This is a genomic window from Actinopolymorpha sp. NPDC004070, assembly GCF_040610475.1.
Lineage (GTDB): Bacteria > Actinomycetota > Actinomycetes > Propionibacteriales > Actinopolymorphaceae > Actinopolymorpha.
On record NZ_JBEXMJ010000012.1, the window covers coordinates 59,146 to 74,283 of the forward strand.

Sequence of the window (15,138 nt, forward strand, 5' to 3'; positions counted from 1 at the left end):
CCTGGTGGAGGATCCTCGCCACGAACTCCGTGCCGACTGCGCGCGCTGCTTCGCCCTGTGCTGCGTCGTGCCGGCGTTCGCGGCGTCGGCGGACTTCGCCATCGACAAGCCCGCCCGGACGCCCTGCCCCCACCTGGAGCAGGACTTCCGCTGCGGCATTCACGACCAGTTGCGGCCCCGGGGTTTCCCCGGCTGTACGGCGTTCGACTGCCTCGGCGCGGGCCAGCAGGTGGCGCAGGTGACTTTCGGCGGCCGTGACTGGCGTGCGCATCCGGACACCGCGCAGCCGATGTTCGATGCGTTCGTGGTGATGCGGCAGCTGCAGGAGTTCCGCTGGTATCTCACCGAGGCGCTCGCGCTGGCCGAGGAGCTTGCGCTGACCGGTGAGCCGGCGGCAGCCGAGACGGCCCAGGAGAGCGAACCGAGCAAGCGTCAGTGGGAGTCGGTCTCCGCCACGGCCCGCGCCCTGCGCGAGGAACTCCTCGAGGTGTACGACCGGACCGAACGCCACACCCACGCAGATGCCGGCACCCTGCGTCAACTCGACCTTGACGCACACCGGTCCGCTGTCAACCCGCTGCTGCGGCGTACCAGCGAACTCGTCCGGGCGCAGTCGCCGGCATCCGCACGCCGGGTGGGCACGGCCGATCCGGCGGAACGACGTGAGCCTGGGCGGGGTCGTGGGCGAGGCAGGCGTTCGCGTGCTGCCGGGCCGGGCCGGGCGGACACGCACCGACGTCGTGGGGACCTGCGCGGAGCCGAACTCCCCGGGGCGGACCTGCTGGGTGCGGATCTGCGAGACGCCGACCTACGCGCCGCGGACCTGCGCGGCGGCTACCTCATCGGTGCCGACCTGCGCGGGGCGAACCTCGCCCGGGCGGACCTGATCGGCGCCGATCTGCGGGCGGCCGACCTGCGCGGAGCGCATCTGGGCGAGGCGTTGTTCCTCACCCGCACCCAGCTCGCGGCGGCCAACGGCGACAGTGAAACCGAGGTGCCGCCGTGGTTCACTCCGCCTGCTCACTGGCTGCGCTGACCGCCGCGCCGGCAGCGTCGGTCCCGCCGGTCCCGCCGGTCCCGCCGCTCTCACCGGTCCCGCCGGTCGTGGCCGCCGCGCGCCGCTGACGTGCGTACGCGAACGGCACGGCCACCAGCAACGCCACCGAGACCACCGCCAGTACGGCCATCAGCGGGTTGAACCACACCGGGACGATCTCCTGGCCCCGGCACACCGTGCTGAGTGGCAGCAGTTCGGAGGAGTCGGGGAAGACCCGCGCGCCCATGGTGAAGTAGCAGGTCTTGTCGGGGAAGAGTCCCGGCGAGTACCTCAGCGCGCCGAAGGTGTACGCCTCGATCGTCCCCACCGACACCAGCGTCGCCAGCCAGCCGAGCGAGGAGGCGGCGGCGAGGCCGGGCCGATCAGCGCGGTCGCGGTCCCCGGCGCGGTCCCCGGCGCGGCTGCCCCCGGCGCGGCTGTCCTCCACCCGGAGCCGGGCCAGGCGCACCACCCGGGTGACCAGCACTCCCGCGGCGACGAAGCAGACGGCCGGTCCGCCGACGGCCAGCGCCAGCAGCCCGACCAGAACGACCGCCTTGAACACGCCTACCCTCCGGCCCGCGCGTCGGCCCCGGCCACGCCCATCCCGGTCGCGCCGACCGGCGGCGTACCCGCGCCGCGCCGGGCACCGGACCAGGCGACGACCGTCGCGAGTACGCCCGCGGACAGCGACACGAAGAACCCGGCGCTCGCCCCGTGGCCGTCGATCACCCGCCCGGCGACGGCGCTGCCGAGGGCGATCCCGCCGACCAGCGCGCTCGTGGACCAGGTGATGCCCTCACTGAGCCGGCTGACGGGAACGGTCTCCTCGACCCGCGCGACACTCGCGATCATCGTCGGCGAGATCGTCAGCCCGGTGAAGAACACGATCGGCGCCAGCAGTCCCAGGTGCGAGACGAACGGCAACGGCACCATCGCCGCGGTGATGGCCGCCGCGCCGATCCGGAACCGTGTCAACGGCGGCTTGCGCAGGGTCCGGCTGCCGAGGACCGCCGCGGAGAGCATCGAACCCGTCGCGGTGATGCCGAGCAGGACACCGGACCACGCCCGGGCGTCGGCCTGGGTGGCCAGGGCGATGACAGAGATGTCGAACGCGCCGAAGAGGATGCCGATCCCCACGCTCGCCCCGACCACGGGGAACAACGCCGGCCAGCCCAGCGGCGCCGCTGCCGTACCGCTTCCGCCGCGACCGTGGGCGGGCGGCTCGGTGTCGCGGAGCGCGGCCAGCAGCAAGGTGCCGGCCAGGCCGCAGGCCAGGGCGACCAGGAGACCGGCGTTCGGGCTGATCCCGGTGGCGAGGAACGTCACCACCGGCGGCCCGATCATGAACAGCAGTTCGTCGGCGACCGCCTCCAGCGCGAAGGCGGTCTGCAGCTTCGGCCCCCGCCCGAGCAGATGGCTCCACCGCGCGCGGACGTAGGAGCCGATCGACGGCGAGGTCGCCCCTGCCACCCCGGCCAGCACGACCGGCACCACGAGCGGCGCGTCCACCTCGACCGCGACCACCAGCCCGCCCAGCGCGGCCCCGTTCAGCCCCGCGATCGCGGGCAGGGTCCGGTGCTGGCCGTGCCGGTCGACCAGGCGGGCCTGCATCGGTGAGCAGACGGCCCGTAACACGACGAAGGCCGCGGACACCACGCCCGCCAGGCCGTACGAACCGGTTCTGGCCGAGACCAGGATGACCAGGCCCAGCGACACCATCGAGATCGGCAGCCGGGCGAGCAGTCCGCTGGCCGAGAACCTCAGGGCGCCGGGTTGGCGAAGCAGACCGCGATAGGGGGCGAACACACCCTCGACACTAGATCCCGCTTCGCGCGGAGCGTGCCCAGGTTGGCGACCTATGTTGGACGGTGGCGCGGGGGTGGCGCGCCACCGTGACGGCGGGGGCCAGGTCGCGACGAGTGGGCTCCCGGACCGAGCCGGTCGGCGGAAGCCGGCCCGGAGCGAAGGGGATGAACGCCTGCATGTGTGGCATCACCGGCTGGGTGGACTTCGAGCGCGATCTGAACCACGAGCGTGCGGTGCTGGCCGCGATGACCGCGACCATGACCTGCCGGGGACCCGACGCCGAGGGGATGTGGACCGACGCGCACGTCGCGCTCGGGCACCGCCGGCTCTCGGTCATCGACCTCCAGGGCGGCCGGCAGCCGATGGCGGCCGAGAGCGGCGGGGACGAGGACCCGGGGGCGCCGGGCGGTGGAAAACCGGGCGGTGAAACGCCGGCGGCCGTCCTCACCTACAGCGGCGAGGTCTACAACTTCCGCGAACTCCGCGAGGAGCTGGCCGCGGCCGGACACCGGTTCCGTACCCGCAGCGACACCGAGGTCGTCCTGCACGCCTACCTGCAGTGGGGCGAGGACCTCGCCGCCCACCTCAACGGCATGTTCGCGTTCGCCGTGTGGGACACCCGGACCGAGCGTTTGCTGCTCGTACGCGATCGGATGGGCGTCAAGCCGCTGTACTACTACCCGACGCCGCACGGCGTGCTGTTCGGTTCGGAGCCGAAGGCGATCCTCGCCAACCCGGCCGCGAGGCGGGTGCTGGACGCGGACGGGATGCGGGAGTTGCTGTCGTTCGTGAAGACGCCCGAGCGCTCGCCGTTCGCCGGGATCCACGAGGTACGCCCGGGGTCGGTGGTCCGGATCGACCGAGCCGGCCTGCACAAGCGGCGCTACTGGCAGCTCGAGGCGCGCGAACACCCCGACGACCTGGACACCACCATCGCGACGGTGCGTGAGCTGCTGGACGACATCGTCACCCGCCAGCTGATCTCCGACGTTCCGCTGTGCACCCTGCTGTCCGGCGGGCTGGACTCCTCGGTGATCACCGCGCTGGCGGCGAAGGGGCTGGCGGAGCGGGGTGCCGGGCCGGTCCGGTCGTTCGCCGTCGACTTCGTGGGCCAGACCGAGCGGTTCGAGGCCGACGCCATGCGGGACACTCCGGACGCGCCGTACGTGCACGAACTCGCCAAGCACGTGGCCGCCGACCACAGCGACATCGTGCTGGACACCCGGGACCTGATGGACCGTGGTGTGCGGTCGGCCGTCCAGCGGGCGAACGACGCCCCCAACGGCATGGGTGACATGTTCACCTCGCTCTACCTGCTGTTCAGGGCGATCCGCGAGCACTCGACGGTGGCGCTGTCCGGTGAGTCGGCGGACGAGGTGTTCGGCGGCTACCCGTGGTTCCACGACCCGGAGGCGGTGCACGCGGACACGTTCCCCTGGCTGGCGATGTTCGGGCGCGCGGGTGGGGAACGGCTGGGGGTGCTTGACCCCGGGCTGACCAGGGCGCTGGACCTGCGGGCCTACCGCGCCGACTCCTACCGCCAGGCGCTGGCGGAGGTGCCCAGGCTGCCCGGCGAGGAGGGGCTGGAACGCCGGATGCGAGAGGTCAGCTACTTCCACCTCACCCGGTTCGTGCAGTACCTGCTCGACCGCAAGGACCGGATGAGCATGGCAAGCGGCCTGGAGGTGCGGGTGCCGTTCTGCGACCACCGGCTGGTGGAGTACGTCTTCAACGCGCCGTGGGCGATGAAGACCTACGACGGACGGGAGAAGAGCCTGCTCCGGGCGGCCACCGTCGACCTGCTGCCGGGGTCGATCTCCGCCCGGCGCAAGAGCCCGTACCCCTCGACCCAGGACCCGGCCTACGAGCGGGCGCTGCACGAGGAGTTCGGCAAACTGCTCGCCCGGCCGGACGCGCCGGTGCTGCCGCTGATCGACCGGAAGCAGGCCGACGGCATCCTCACCGAGTCGGTCGGGTCGGTGAGTTCGGAGTTCAGCCGGCGGGCGGTCGAACTCGTGCTGGGCCTCGACCAGTGGCTGGAGGAGTACGAGGTGGAACTCGACCTGCCCAGCTGAGATTGCCTGCCGTGGTCGCCTGCGGGGCCGCCTGCCCGGCTTCCCGGGCTGGGCCGCCGGCGGTCAGGCGGGCGCGGCGTAGCAGTGGACGGTGACCGCCCGGCCGGCTCCCCACACCTGCTCCACGCTCCCCAGCCGGAGCCAACCCAGCCGCTCGTAGAGAGCGACCGCGGACCGGTCGGAGTCGACCACGTCGAGGACCGGACGCAGGCCGTGTGCCCGGGCGTACTCGACCGCCCGGGTCACCAGGCTCGTCCCGACACCTTTGCCGCGCGCGCCAGGGTCGGTGGCCAGCCGGCCGAGGACGACGGGCCGCGGGCCTCGATCGCGGTCGCCGGCGTCCCGCTCGCGGTCGCCGGCCTCCCGCTCGCGGAGCAGGTCCGGAGCAACGTCCCCGGGGCCGCACCGGGACAACCCGACGTGGCCAACGACCTGCCCGTCCAGGAGTGCGACCCAGGCCGCGAGCCGTGCCGGGCCGACCAGCCAGTCGACCGGCTGCTCGGGCCAGATCAGCGGGTAGCCGTCGCGTTCGTGCACCTCGGCGAGCAGGCGTACGCAGCCGGGCAGGTCGGCGTCCTCCCGCGGGCGTACGAGGACCCGGCCGTCGGGGGCTGGAGCGTCGTTCACGTCCCATCCAACCTTCCGCGCACTTCCGCGCACCGCCGGGTCCTGCACCGGGCCGGGTCGCCGCCGACCGCTCGCGGCCGGTCCCCGCACTACCAGGACGCAAGCTCGCGCGCGTGCCATCATGCGGCATCACTGAAGGGGGGGATCATGGACGACCTCAGCGACTCCGACGACTTCCTGCCGTCCGCGGTCGAGGACCACCTGCGCGCACGGATGGATGAGCACCACATCCCGGCCCTGGGGCTCGCCGTCGTCCGCGACGGCACGCCGCTGGCCAGGGCGTACGGCACCGCCAACCTGGAGTGGGACGTCCCCGCGACGACCGGTACGGCGTTCCAGCTCGCGTCGGTGACGAAGCTGCTGACCGCCACCCTGCTGATGCTGGTGGTCGAGGACGGAACGCTGCGGCTGGACGCTCCGGTGGGGGAGTACCTCCCCGATGCGCCGTCGGGCTGGGGAGAGGTCACCGTACGCCGGCTGACGTCTCACACCTCGGGCCTGAGCGACGACGTGGGCAGTCCGAGCTCGGTCGAGGAGGCGGTGCAGGCGGCGTTCGAGCGGCCGCTGGAGTACGAGCCGGGCACGCAGGTGCGGTACGGCCTGTCGGACTACGTGGTTCTGGCGTACGTCCTGCAGGCCGTGACCGGGCGGCCCTTCCCCGACCTGCTGCGCGAACGCCTCACCGAACCCCTCGGCATGACCTCCACCCGGTTCGACAACGCGCTGGACGACGGAACGGCCCGCGTCAGCGACGTCATCCCCCGGCGCGCGACCGTCTACGACGTACGCGACGACCGCCGGCAGGTGTACTCCTTCCTCTTCCCCGCCTGGACCTACGCGGCCGGCGGGCTCTACTCCTCACCCGCCGACCTCGCCACCTGGGCAGCGGCGCTGCGAGGTGGTGAGCTGCTCTCCCCGGCCTCGGTGCGGGAGATGTGGACGCCGGAACGGCTGCGGGACGGTTCGGCCGGGCCGTTCGGAGTCGGCTGGATCGTCGACCAGCGCCACGGGATGCCAGCAGTGGGCCACAGCGGCGGCCCCGCGCTGGCCGACGTGATGCACCTGGTCGACGACGACCTGACCGTGGCCGTGCTGACGAACCAGCAGAACCTCCGGCCCTACCTCGCCGGTGAGGTCCTCGACCTGCTGCGCTCGGCCGGCTAGCGGGAGCCGGCCGGGGGAAGTTCGGGCTGGGGAGAGCCGCGCGGGAAAGATCGAGACCGGGCAGCCTCGTACGGTTTCGGCTCGCTGCGTCGGGTAGCGGTTCCCCATACAGTCGTCCGAGCAACGACTGCGAGCAACGACTGCTCCGACACCACGGTCCAACCATGACCGGTCGTACCACGCGGCACACGAGTTCGCCGGTGCGACGGTCCAGCCGAAGGATGAGGGATGACGACACACGCTGGTGGCAACGGCGCGTCCGGCAGGGACGCGCCTCCGGCGGACGCGGAGGAGAAGCCCGACAGTCCGCTCGACCTGAAGTCGCCGACCCGGAAGTTCATCCTCAAGAACACCTTCCGGGAGTTCCTCGACGACGAGTGCACCGACCTCGCGGCGGGACTGACGTACTACGCCATCCTCTCCCTCTTCCCCGCCATCCTGGCCCTGGTGTCCATCCTCGGCCTGGTCGGGCAGAGCAAGCAGACCACCTCGATGCTGATGGACATCCTGCGTGGCCTCGGCGCCGACAAGGCCGTCAGCACCATCCAGCCCGTGGTGGAGCAACTCACCCGCAGCCAGTCGGCGGGATTCGCCCTGGTCATCGGCCTGGCGGTGGCGTTCTGGTCCGCGTCGGGTTACGTCAACGCGTTCAGCCGGGCGATGAACCGCGTGTACGAGGTCGAGGAGGGCCGGCCGATCTGGAAGCTGCGCCCGGTGATGCTCGGCATCACGGCGCTGGTGCTCGTCCTGGTGGCGATCACCGCGGTCGGTCTGGTGATCAGCGGGCCGCTGGCGAAGACGATCGGCGGAGTGATCGGGCTCAGTGATGTCGCGGTCACCGTGTGGAGCATCGCCAAGTGGCCGGTGATGCTGTTCATCGTCATCTTCATCGTCGCGGTGCTCTACCACCTCACGCCCAACATCAAGCAGCCGAAGTTCCGCTGGCTGAGCATCGGCGCCGTCGTCGCCATCGTCACCTGGGTGGTCGTCTCGGTGGCGTTCGGCTTCTACGTCGCCAACTTCGGCAACTACAACAAGACCTACGGCTCGCTCGGCGGCGTCATCGTCTTCCTGCTGTGGATCTGGCTGACCAACCTGGCGTTGCTGTTCGGCGCGGAGCTGGACGCGGAGATGGAGCGCGGCCGGGAGCTGCAGGCCGGTCTTCCCGCCGAGGAGGAGATCCAGCTGCCGCCTCGCGACACCACCAAGATCGACAAGGATGCGAAGAAGGAGGAGAAGGCGATCGACGAGGCGCGCGAACTCCGCGAGGAGGCGGCCGCGTCCGACGAGACGTGACCGGGTGACGCCACATCGTCAGGTCAACGGTGACCTCCGACCGGGTGCTGCGGGTCCTTCCGATCCGGATGAGACCGTGAGGACGACCGCACCCGTGAGGAGGATCGGCGAAATCTCATGCAACTGACCGCTGCCGCCGCTGCCATCAGCACTGCCGTGCCCGACCCGTTGCACACCCTCCTCGTGCTGGGCTGCACCGCGGTAGGGGCGCTCCTGGTGACGCTGCTCACCGGCAGGATCACCGCTCGTCTGGCCCGCTCGGAGAGCCGGCCCTTCTGGGGACGGCTGCGCAACCGCTGTCATCGCCCGTGGACGGTGACGCTGCTGTCGGTGGCCCTGCTGGCCGCCCAGCCGAGCGCGGGCCTGCGCGGTCAGTTGGACGACGACGTACGGCACCTGCTGGTGATCATCACCATCGCAGCGGTGTCCTGGCTGGCCACCGCTGTGCTCTTCCTCGCCGAGGACGCCGCCCTGCGCCACATCCGGGTCGACGTGACCGACAACCGCCGGGCGCGTAAGGTGCAGACGCAGTTGACCGCGCTGCGACGGTTGACCGCCGTGGTGGTGACCCTGGTGGCCGCGTCCGCGATCTTCATGACGTTCGACGCGCTGCGCACCTACGGCGCGTCGATCCTGGCGTCCGCCGGTGTCGCCGGCGTGATCGCCGGTCTGGCCGCGCAGACGACCCTGGCGAACGTGTTCGCGGGCCTGCAGCTGGTTTTCACCGACGCGCTGCGAATCGACGACGTGGTGGTGGTCGAGGAGGAGTGGGGCCGGGTCGAGGAACTCACCCTCACGTACGTGGTGGTCAACCTGTGGGACGAGCGGCGGCTGGTGTTGCCGGCGACGTACTTCACCACCACGCCGTTCCAGAACTGGACCCGCTCGGAGTCCCGCGTCATCGGCGCGGTCGTCTTCTATCTCGACCACAGCACGCCGGTTCCCGAACTCCGTGCGGAGACCCAGCGGATCATCGCGAAGAACCCGCTGTGGGACCGGCGCGAGTGGACCCTGCAGGTCGTCGACACGACCGAACACTCGATCGTCGTCCGGGTGCTCGCCTCCGCGGCGGACTCCGCCTCGGCCTGGGACCTGCGCTGTGACGTGCGCGAGCACCTGCTCGGGTGGCTTCGGGACAACCACCCGAACTCCCTGCCCCGGCTGCGGACCGAGCGGTCCGGCCCTGGCGGTCCGGGCGGCTCCGGTGGCGCGGGTGACTCAGGCCCGCTCGTGGTCGGCGAGGACTTCTTCGACCACGTGCAGGTTGCCCGCCGCTAGCGGCCCGCCCTGCTCGACGTCCCGGGCAAGGCCGAGCAGCGCCTTCCACAGCGCCCACCCGCGGGCACGGGCCCAGGTGCCGGCGTCCTGCGCAACCGTACGGCGGAAGGCCTCCCGGCTCGGTCCGTCGAACATCGTCCACGCGATCACCAGGTCGCAGGAGGGGTCGCCGACGCCGCAGGTGCCGAAGTCGATGACGGCGGCCAGCCTCCCGTCGCGGACCAGCAGGTTGCCTTGTGCGACGTCGCCGTGGAACCACACCGGATCGCCTCGCCACTCGACGGCGAGTGCGGCGTCCCAGACGGCCGCGGCCCGGTCGGTGTCGAGGTGGCCGGTGAGCGTGCGCAGGCAGGCCCGGGTCTCGTCGTCGTAGTACGCGGGCGGAGCGCCGCGGTGGAAGCTGTGCGCTCCGGCCGCCGGCCCGCCGGTCGCGTCGACCCGCTGCAGGGCGAGGAGGAACTGCGCCACCGAGGTCGCGAACCCTGCCAGGTCGGCGATCCGGTCCGGACGAGCGGTGGCTCCGTCCAGCCACCGGCGGATCGACCAGGGATGCGGGTAACCCTCGCCCGGCCCGCCCAGCGCCACCGACACCGGGATCGGAACGGGCAGGTGCGGAGCCAGCACACTCAACCAGCGGTGCTCCTTCTCCACCGCCGGGACGTATCCCGGCGCCGTGGGCAGGCGCACCGTCAACTCGTCGCCGAGGCGGTATGTGCGGTTGTCCCACCCGTCCACCTCGACCGGGGTCACCGGGAGTTCGCTCCACTGCGGGAACTGCGCGGCGAGCAGTCGCTTCACCAGGTTCGTGTCGATGCCGGCGCGACCGTCGAGATGGGTGTCCGAAAGCACCCGGGAAGTGTTCCAGCGCCGCCGACGGCGGGCAACACGTTTGCCGTACGTAGGCACAGTCGCCGTACAGGAACCGACGGGCACCTACGGCCGCTGAACGTTCTGGTGCGGATCCACCCACTCGGGCGGGATGTATTCGGGGTGCCCGTGGCTGCCCATTCGGACCTGCCAGCCTCGGTGGTGGACGAAGGTGTGGTGGGTTTTGCACAGGAGGACTCCGTTGTCGAGGTCGGTCGGCCCGAAGTTGTCCCAGGGGTTCATGTGGTGGGCGATGCAGCGGCGTTCGGGGACTTGGCATTCGGGGAAGTGGCAGTGGCTGCCGTCGCGGACGGCGAGGGCGCGGCGTTGTGCTTCGGTGAAGAAGCGGTCGGCCATGCCGACGTCGAGGACTTCGCCGTTGCCGCCGAGGACGACGGGGATGATGTTGGCGTCGCAGGCCATCCTGCGGATGGTGGCGACGGAGATGGGTTCTCCGCGTAGGCCGAGGATCCTGGCTGATCCGCCGCCTCCGCATTTGCTGCAGCCGTCGTGCGGGTCGATGCGGCCGGCGGGGTCGTTGGGGTCATCGGGGTCGCTGGGTTCGTGGGCAGCCTCCGGTCCCGCCGCACCCTCGGGCAGTTCGGTGTCGGCGTCGTCTTGTGCCCCGAGGTCCCAGTCCTCGGGTCCGGTATCTGTTTCCGGGTCGGCTCCGAGACCCGTTCCAGCTTCCCTTCCGGCGTCGGGGTCAGTTCCGGTATCGGGGCGGGTTCCGGTTGCGGTGTTCGGTTGTGGGTGCTGGCCGGGTTCTCGCGGTTCGGGTATCCGGTCCGCGAGGCTCGTTGTATCCGGTGGTGGTTTCTCCTTGTCCGGTTGACTATTGCGGCTACTCGTCGTCCTCTGGCCGCCGGGACGACCACGGTCCTCGGCGTCGGCCGCCTCGGTCGGTTCGCGCGGGTCTGTCGTCTCGCCCGGGTCGGCGTCCGTGTGTGGGTCGCTGGTGTCGGCTGGCCGGGTTGTCTCGCCGGGGCCGTCCGCCAGGTCCGGATCGACGACCCCTTCGTCAACGCCGGGTTGCGCCGTAGCCCCCGCGGTGGCGTTGGCGCTCGCACCGGGCGCCGCCGCGGGCGTGACGTTGTCGCTCGGCTCGGCGTTGTCGCTCGGCTCGGCATTGTTGCCGGGCTCGGTGCCGCCGGTGCCTCCGGTGCCGTCGGTCTTCTTGGTGGGGTTGGAGCCGGCAGGCTTGGTCTCTGCGGTGCCGCAGCGGCTCGTGCCCGATCCGGCCTGTGCCGGCCCGGGCTCTCCCGCCTCAGAATCCTTGGTGTGCTTGGAGGTGTTGCTCTCGGCGGCTCTGCGCTTGGTCTTTCGTTGGGCTTGGCGTTTAGCGTCGGGGGTTTGGCAGCCGCACGGCATGGGGCGGACGGTGTTGAGGTCGTCGATGGTGCCGTACCCGACGCCGTTCATCAGGTTCTGCAGATCGATCAGGACGGTGACGCAGTCCCGTCCTCGGCCGCGGTTGGGCGAGGCTTCCCATTCAGCCCACCTGGCGACCAACTCCGCGAACGCGTCGCCACGCTTTTGGTCCAGGGGACGGTCGTCGGGCTCGGGACGGGTGTCACGGGCGACCAGCGCCTCGATGATTTTGCGGAGTTGTTCCATCTCCAGCACCGGCAGTTTGATCACCACGGTTTCCGACCCGGGGATCCCGTTCGGCGCGTATTTCAGGGAGCGGGAGCGTTCTGCGGCGCGTTCGGCGTCGTCGAGTTCCTTGCCCAGCCGGCGTTCGGATTCCTCCGGCGCCAGGTAGTGCAGCAACGCCCGGCCCAGCAGGCGCACGTCGTCGGGGTTACGCCGCTTCGACTCCTCGATCAGGTACTCCTCGGCCTGGACGCGCTGTTCGAGGCTGACCCACTTGGGCAGGTCCTTGATCGCAGCGGCGATCACCTGCGCATGCCGGAACGACAGCTCCCCACGCGCCAGCGCACGGGCGGTCAGGGTGATGGTGCGGTCCAGATCCCGGGACAGTGCGACGGTGGCGTAGGAGTCCTTCTTCCCCATCCGCTGGGAGTTGCGCAGCCAAGCCGCCGTGGTCGCCGCACCGGTCGTCTTGCCGATGTCGCAGGCCTCGGCCTGGCGAACCAAGGACAGTGTCAGCGCGTCGAAGCGGGAGTCCTCGACCCCGAGTTCGCCGATCAGCGCCCCCATCTGGGCGGCTTCCACCGAGGTGGTCGGGGTGGACAGGGCCTCGTCGAGTCCGGCGCGGATGGTGGCGATCGCAGCCCTCAACCGGGCAGCGGCGCCACTGCCGCCTGCGCCGGGAAGATCCTGCGTCGTCGAATACATGTTCGAACTCTACAGGCTGCAACCGACAGAAAACACGTTGTCCACAAGGCGCCCCCGAAGAAACGCCGATCGGCTACCTGTGGACAAAAACCTGGCACCGGCCGAGCGGCGAAAACACCCGGTGCACCGTCAGCCGCGAACTTCTTCGTCCGTACGGTCCCAGATTCGACCGGTGGCCCAGGCGTACTCCCACGCCTGGATGTCCGGCGGCTCGATGCCCAGGCCGGTGAGGATCGCGCAGACCTGTTCGCGGTGGTGGTTGGCGTGGTTGAGAGCCTGGGCGATGAAGACGCCGGCGCGACACGCACGTAGACCGTCGTCGACGATCACGACGCGTTCGACATCGATCGGTGCGGCGAGTACGCCTTCCCAGACCTGCTCGGCGTCGGTCGCCCAGCCGGCGAGCGTCGCGAGGTCGACCCTGCCCTCGGTGCCGTTCCCGCCACTGTCGACTCCGTTCGGAGGGCGATCGACCCATCCGAGCTCGCGTCCAGCCAGCCGTCGTACGTAACTGCCGTCGCAGGTCACGATGTGATGCAGGGTGGCGAGAATGCCGCCGAAGGTGCCGACCCCAGTTGCCTGCACCAGTTGGTCCTCGGTGAGGTTCTGTGCCTGGCAGAAGGCGATCAGTTGCCTCGTCGCCCACGTGTTGTGACGTACCGCGTCGAACAGGATCTCGTTCACGATCGCTCCCGGTGTCTGCGGTGGAGCGCGTGGCCACAGCCACGCGCCGGACGGGTGCGCGGATGGTACTTCGCCACCCGCGTTGATCTCCTCTGCTTTTCCACCTTGACCACCGGTCGGCCAGGGCCTACTGCTGAGGGCGTACGACCGACAAGGAGGGCCTGATGGGGCTCGACCCGAACTACCCTGCCGTCACGATGAACGACCCGAACGGACACGTGCCGGTCTACAACCAGGACCACATGGTCATCGGCACTCTCGGCCCCACTCCCTACGAGTCGCCTTCGGTCAACGTCACCTGCCGGCTCAAGAAGTGGGACGACGCGTACTGGTACCGCCTGCTGAACCCCGACGGGTGGCCTCTCCCGGCGACGAGCGCGTACGTGTCCGCCGACGAGACGCACGACCTCAACCCGGGCCAGCCCTATCCGATCCCCGATTGTTCCGACGGCAGCTGCCTGTCCACCGTCCGACGGTTCGTTGGGCTGGTGCTGGCTGCACTCGGTGCGGTCACCGGCGCGGGCGTCCTCTGGCGTCGTCGTCGCCGCTCCACAGGTCGAGGAAGCGGCTGAGCGTCGGCTGGTACGCACTGCCGGCGGGCGCGCCGTAGCCGACGACGAGGGCCTGTTCCCTCACCCGGCCGGGGTCATACCAGTAGTCACCGAGACCGTTCAACGCGATGCCGAGGCTTCGTGCCCGCGCCAGGACGTCGGATTCGGTACGTCCCAGGTCGAGGGGGACCACCGCGTGCAGGCCGGCGGCGATCCCCGTCGGTGGCGGCCCGCCGCGTTCTCGCAGACCGGCGACGAGCAGGTCGCGGCGTCGGCGGTAGGACTGGCGCAGGAGCCGCAGATGGCGGTCGAGGTCCCCGCGTTCGATGAGGTCGGCGAGGACGAGTTGGTCCAGTACGCCGCTGCCACGGTCGGCCAGGGACTTGGCCTCGCCCAGCGGCTCGACGAGCCAACCGGGCAGAGCGAGCCAGCCGAGGCGGAGCGCCGGGGAAAGAGTCTTGCTCGCCGTACCGACGTAGACGACCCGGTCCGGGTCGAGGGCCTGTACCGCGCCCACCGGCTGGCGGTCGTACCGGAACTCGCCGTCGTAGTCGTCCTCGACGACGATCGCGCCGGTACGCCCGGCCCAGTCGACCAGCCGGGTCCGGCGAGCCGGCGCGAGCGTGACCCCGAGCGGGTACTGGTGAGCCGGTGTGGTGACCACCGCGGCGACGTCGAGTCCGCGCAGGACGTCGACCCGCAGCCCGTCGTCGTCGCACGGAACCGCGACGACCCGCAGCCCGGCCGCCTCGGCGATACGGCGGTAGCGCGGGGCGCACGGATCCTCCATCGCCACCGCCTTTGCGCCACGGCTGCGCAGCACCCGGCAGAGCAGGTCGAGCGCCTGGGTGTAGCCGCTGCACACGAGCATCCGGTCCGGTCGGGTTCTCACCTCGCGGGCACGGCCGAGGTAGCCGGCGAGCGCACGCCGCAGGTGGAGGTGCCCGAACGGATCGCCGTACCCGAACGCCCCGGTCGCCGCGCCCCGCAGCACCCGCCGGGTCGCCGCCGCCCACGCCTGACGCGGGAAACTCGCCGGATCGGGCCAGCCGGCGCGCAGGTCCCAGCGTTCGGTGGGTACGGGGTCGCCGCCCGCCTCCTCCGAGGCGAGGACGTCCGGACGCCACCGCACCCGAGTGGGCGCTCCCTGCCGGGCGGCGAGGTATCCCTCGGCCGTCAGTTGTGCGTACGCCGCCGTCACCGTGCCGCGCGCGACCTCCAGGTCCGCGGCCAGCGTCCGGGTCGACGGCAACGACGTGCCGACCCGCAGCCTTCCGGACCTGATCGCCTCCCGCAGCGCGGCCTCCAGCCCGTGCCTCAGCCCCTGGGAACGGTCGAGGTGCAGGACCAGATCCAGGCTCGGGCCGCCGTCGGACGGCGGCCGCGCCTGCGTACTGGACCACTCGGTTGACATCGAACTGGAGCATATCCGTGAGCCAATCCAGGCTTA

At 71.0% G+C, this 15,138-nt stretch carries 13 protein-coding genes; 6 read left to right on the plus strand and 7 right to left on the minus strand.

The features are described from left to right. Positions 1–4: 4 nt before the first annotated feature. On the plus strand, positions 5–1,036 hold the full coding sequence (locus ABZV93_RS21665) for a pentapeptide repeat-containing protein (RefSeq protein ID WP_354938971.1): 1,032 nt from the start codon (positions 5–7) through the stop codon (positions 1,034–1,036). On the opposite strand, the gene ABZV93_RS21670 is transcribed toward ABZV93_RS21665, so the two are convergent. After that, positions 1,008–1,601, minus strand: coding sequence for a hypothetical protein (locus tag ABZV93_RS21670; protein WP_354938973.1), 594 nt, complete (start codon positions 1,599–1,601; stop codon positions 1,008–1,010). The two genes, ABZV93_RS21665 and ABZV93_RS21670, sit on opposite strands and share 29 nt — an antisense overlap. A gap of 2 nt (positions 1,602–1,603) precedes the next feature. Next, on the minus strand, positions 1,604–2,845 hold the full coding sequence (locus ABZV93_RS21675) for an MFS transporter (RefSeq protein WP_354938975.1): 1,242 nt from the start codon (positions 2,843–2,845) through the stop codon (positions 1,604–1,606). A gap of 176 nt (positions 2,846–3,021) precedes the next feature. Between ABZV93_RS21675 and asnB the strand changes: the two genes are divergently transcribed. Next, positions 3,022–4,920, plus strand: coding sequence for an asparagine synthase (glutamine-hydrolyzing) (gene asnB / locus ABZV93_RS21680; RefSeq protein ID WP_354938976.1), 1,899 nt, complete (start codon positions 3,022–3,024; stop codon positions 4,918–4,920). 63 nt (positions 4,921–4,983) lie between these two features. Here the strand turns inward: asnB and ABZV93_RS21685 are convergent, their stop codons facing one another. Then, positions 4,984–5,547, minus strand: a complete 564-nt coding sequence (locus ABZV93_RS21685) for a GNAT family N-acetyltransferase (RefSeq protein ID WP_354938978.1) — start codon at positions 5,545–5,547, stop codon at positions 4,984–4,986. Positions 5,548–5,694: 147 nt separating this feature from the next. Here ABZV93_RS21685 and ABZV93_RS21690 point away from each other — a divergent pair, with 147 nt between their 5' ends. From ABZV93_RS21690 to ABZV93_RS21700, 3 genes are all read left to right on the plus strand, one after another. Next, positions 5,695–6,711 carry a serine hydrolase domain-containing protein gene (locus ABZV93_RS21690; RefSeq protein WP_354938980.1) on the plus strand — a complete coding sequence of 339 codons (1,017 nt, stop codon included), beginning with the start codon at positions 5,695–5,697 and terminating at the stop codon, positions 6,709–6,711. Between the two features lie 228 nt (positions 6,712–6,939). Next, entirely contained in the window at positions 6,940–8,007 is a 1,068-nt protein-coding gene (locus ABZV93_RS21695; RefSeq protein WP_354938982.1) for a YihY/virulence factor BrkB family protein, read from the plus strand. Positions 8,008–8,124: 117 nt separating this feature from the next. Further along, positions 8,125–9,285 carry a mechanosensitive ion channel domain-containing protein gene (locus ABZV93_RS21700; protein ID WP_354938984.1) on the plus strand — a complete coding sequence of 387 codons (1,161 nt, stop codon included), beginning with the start codon at positions 8,125–8,127 and terminating at the stop codon, positions 9,283–9,285. On the opposite strand, the gene ABZV93_RS21705 is transcribed toward ABZV93_RS21700, so the two are convergent. The 3 genes from ABZV93_RS21705 to ABZV93_RS21715 form a co-directional block, all read right to left on the minus strand. Beyond that, positions 9,226–10,134: an aminoglycoside phosphotransferase family protein gene (locus tag ABZV93_RS21705; RefSeq protein WP_354938986.1), complete on the minus strand. Its 909-nt coding sequence runs from the start codon at positions 10,132–10,134 to the stop codon at positions 9,226–9,228. The genes ABZV93_RS21700 and ABZV93_RS21705 overlap by 60 nt on opposite strands. Before the next feature lie 84 nt (positions 10,135–10,218). Beyond that, on the minus strand, positions 10,219–12,453 hold the full coding sequence (locus tag ABZV93_RS21710; RefSeq protein ID WP_354938988.1) for a DUF222 domain-containing protein: 2,235 nt from the start codon (positions 12,451–12,453) through the stop codon (positions 10,219–10,221). Positions 12,454–12,582: 129 nt separating this feature from the next. After that, positions 12,583–13,137, minus strand: coding sequence for a DinB family protein (locus ABZV93_RS21715; RefSeq protein ID WP_354938990.1), 555 nt, complete (start codon positions 13,135–13,137; stop codon positions 12,583–12,585). 164 nt (positions 13,138–13,301) lie between these two features. On the opposite strand from ABZV93_RS21715, the gene ABZV93_RS21720 reads away from it, so the two are divergent. Then, positions 13,302–13,709: a hypothetical protein gene (locus ABZV93_RS21720; RefSeq protein ID WP_354938992.1), complete on the plus strand. Its 408-nt coding sequence runs from the start codon at positions 13,302–13,304 to the stop codon at positions 13,707–13,709. Here ABZV93_RS21720 and ABZV93_RS21725 read toward each other — a convergent pair. Further along, positions 13,648–15,102, minus strand: a complete 1,455-nt coding sequence (locus tag ABZV93_RS21725) for a PLP-dependent aminotransferase family protein (RefSeq protein ID WP_354938994.1) — start codon at positions 15,100–15,102, stop codon at positions 13,648–13,650. The genes ABZV93_RS21720 and ABZV93_RS21725 overlap by 62 nt on opposite strands. Between the last annotated feature and the right edge of the window lie 36 nt (positions 15,103–15,138).

Bases quoted from the DNA above. Each gene is read 5' to 3' on its own strand.
- ABZV93_RS21690 (WP_354938980.1), top strand. From the start codon at position 5,695: ATGGACGACCTCAGCGACTCCGACGACTTCCTGCCGTCCGCGGTCGAG.
- ABZV93_RS21710 (WP_354938988.1), bottom strand. From the start codon at position 12,453: ATGTATTCGACGACGCAGGATCTTCCCGGCGCAGGCGGCAGTGGCGCC.
- asnB (WP_354938976.1), top strand. From the start codon at position 3,022: ATGTGTGGCATCACCGGCTGGGTGGACTTCGAGCGCGATCTGAACCAC.
- ABZV93_RS21700 (WP_354938984.1), top strand. From the start codon at position 8,125: ATGCAACTGACCGCTGCCGCCGCTGCCATCAGCACTGCCGTGCCCGAC.
- ABZV93_RS21725 (WP_354938994.1), bottom strand. From the start codon at position 15,102: ATGTCAACCGAGTGGTCCAGTACGCAGGCGCGGCCGCCGTCCGACGGC.
- ABZV93_RS21720 (WP_354938992.1), top strand. From the start codon at position 13,302: ATGGGGCTCGACCCGAACTACCCTGCCGTCACGATGAACGACCCGAAC.
- ABZV93_RS21695 (WP_354938982.1), top strand. From the start codon at position 6,940: ATGACGACACACGCTGGTGGCAACGGCGCGTCCGGCAGGGACGCGCCT.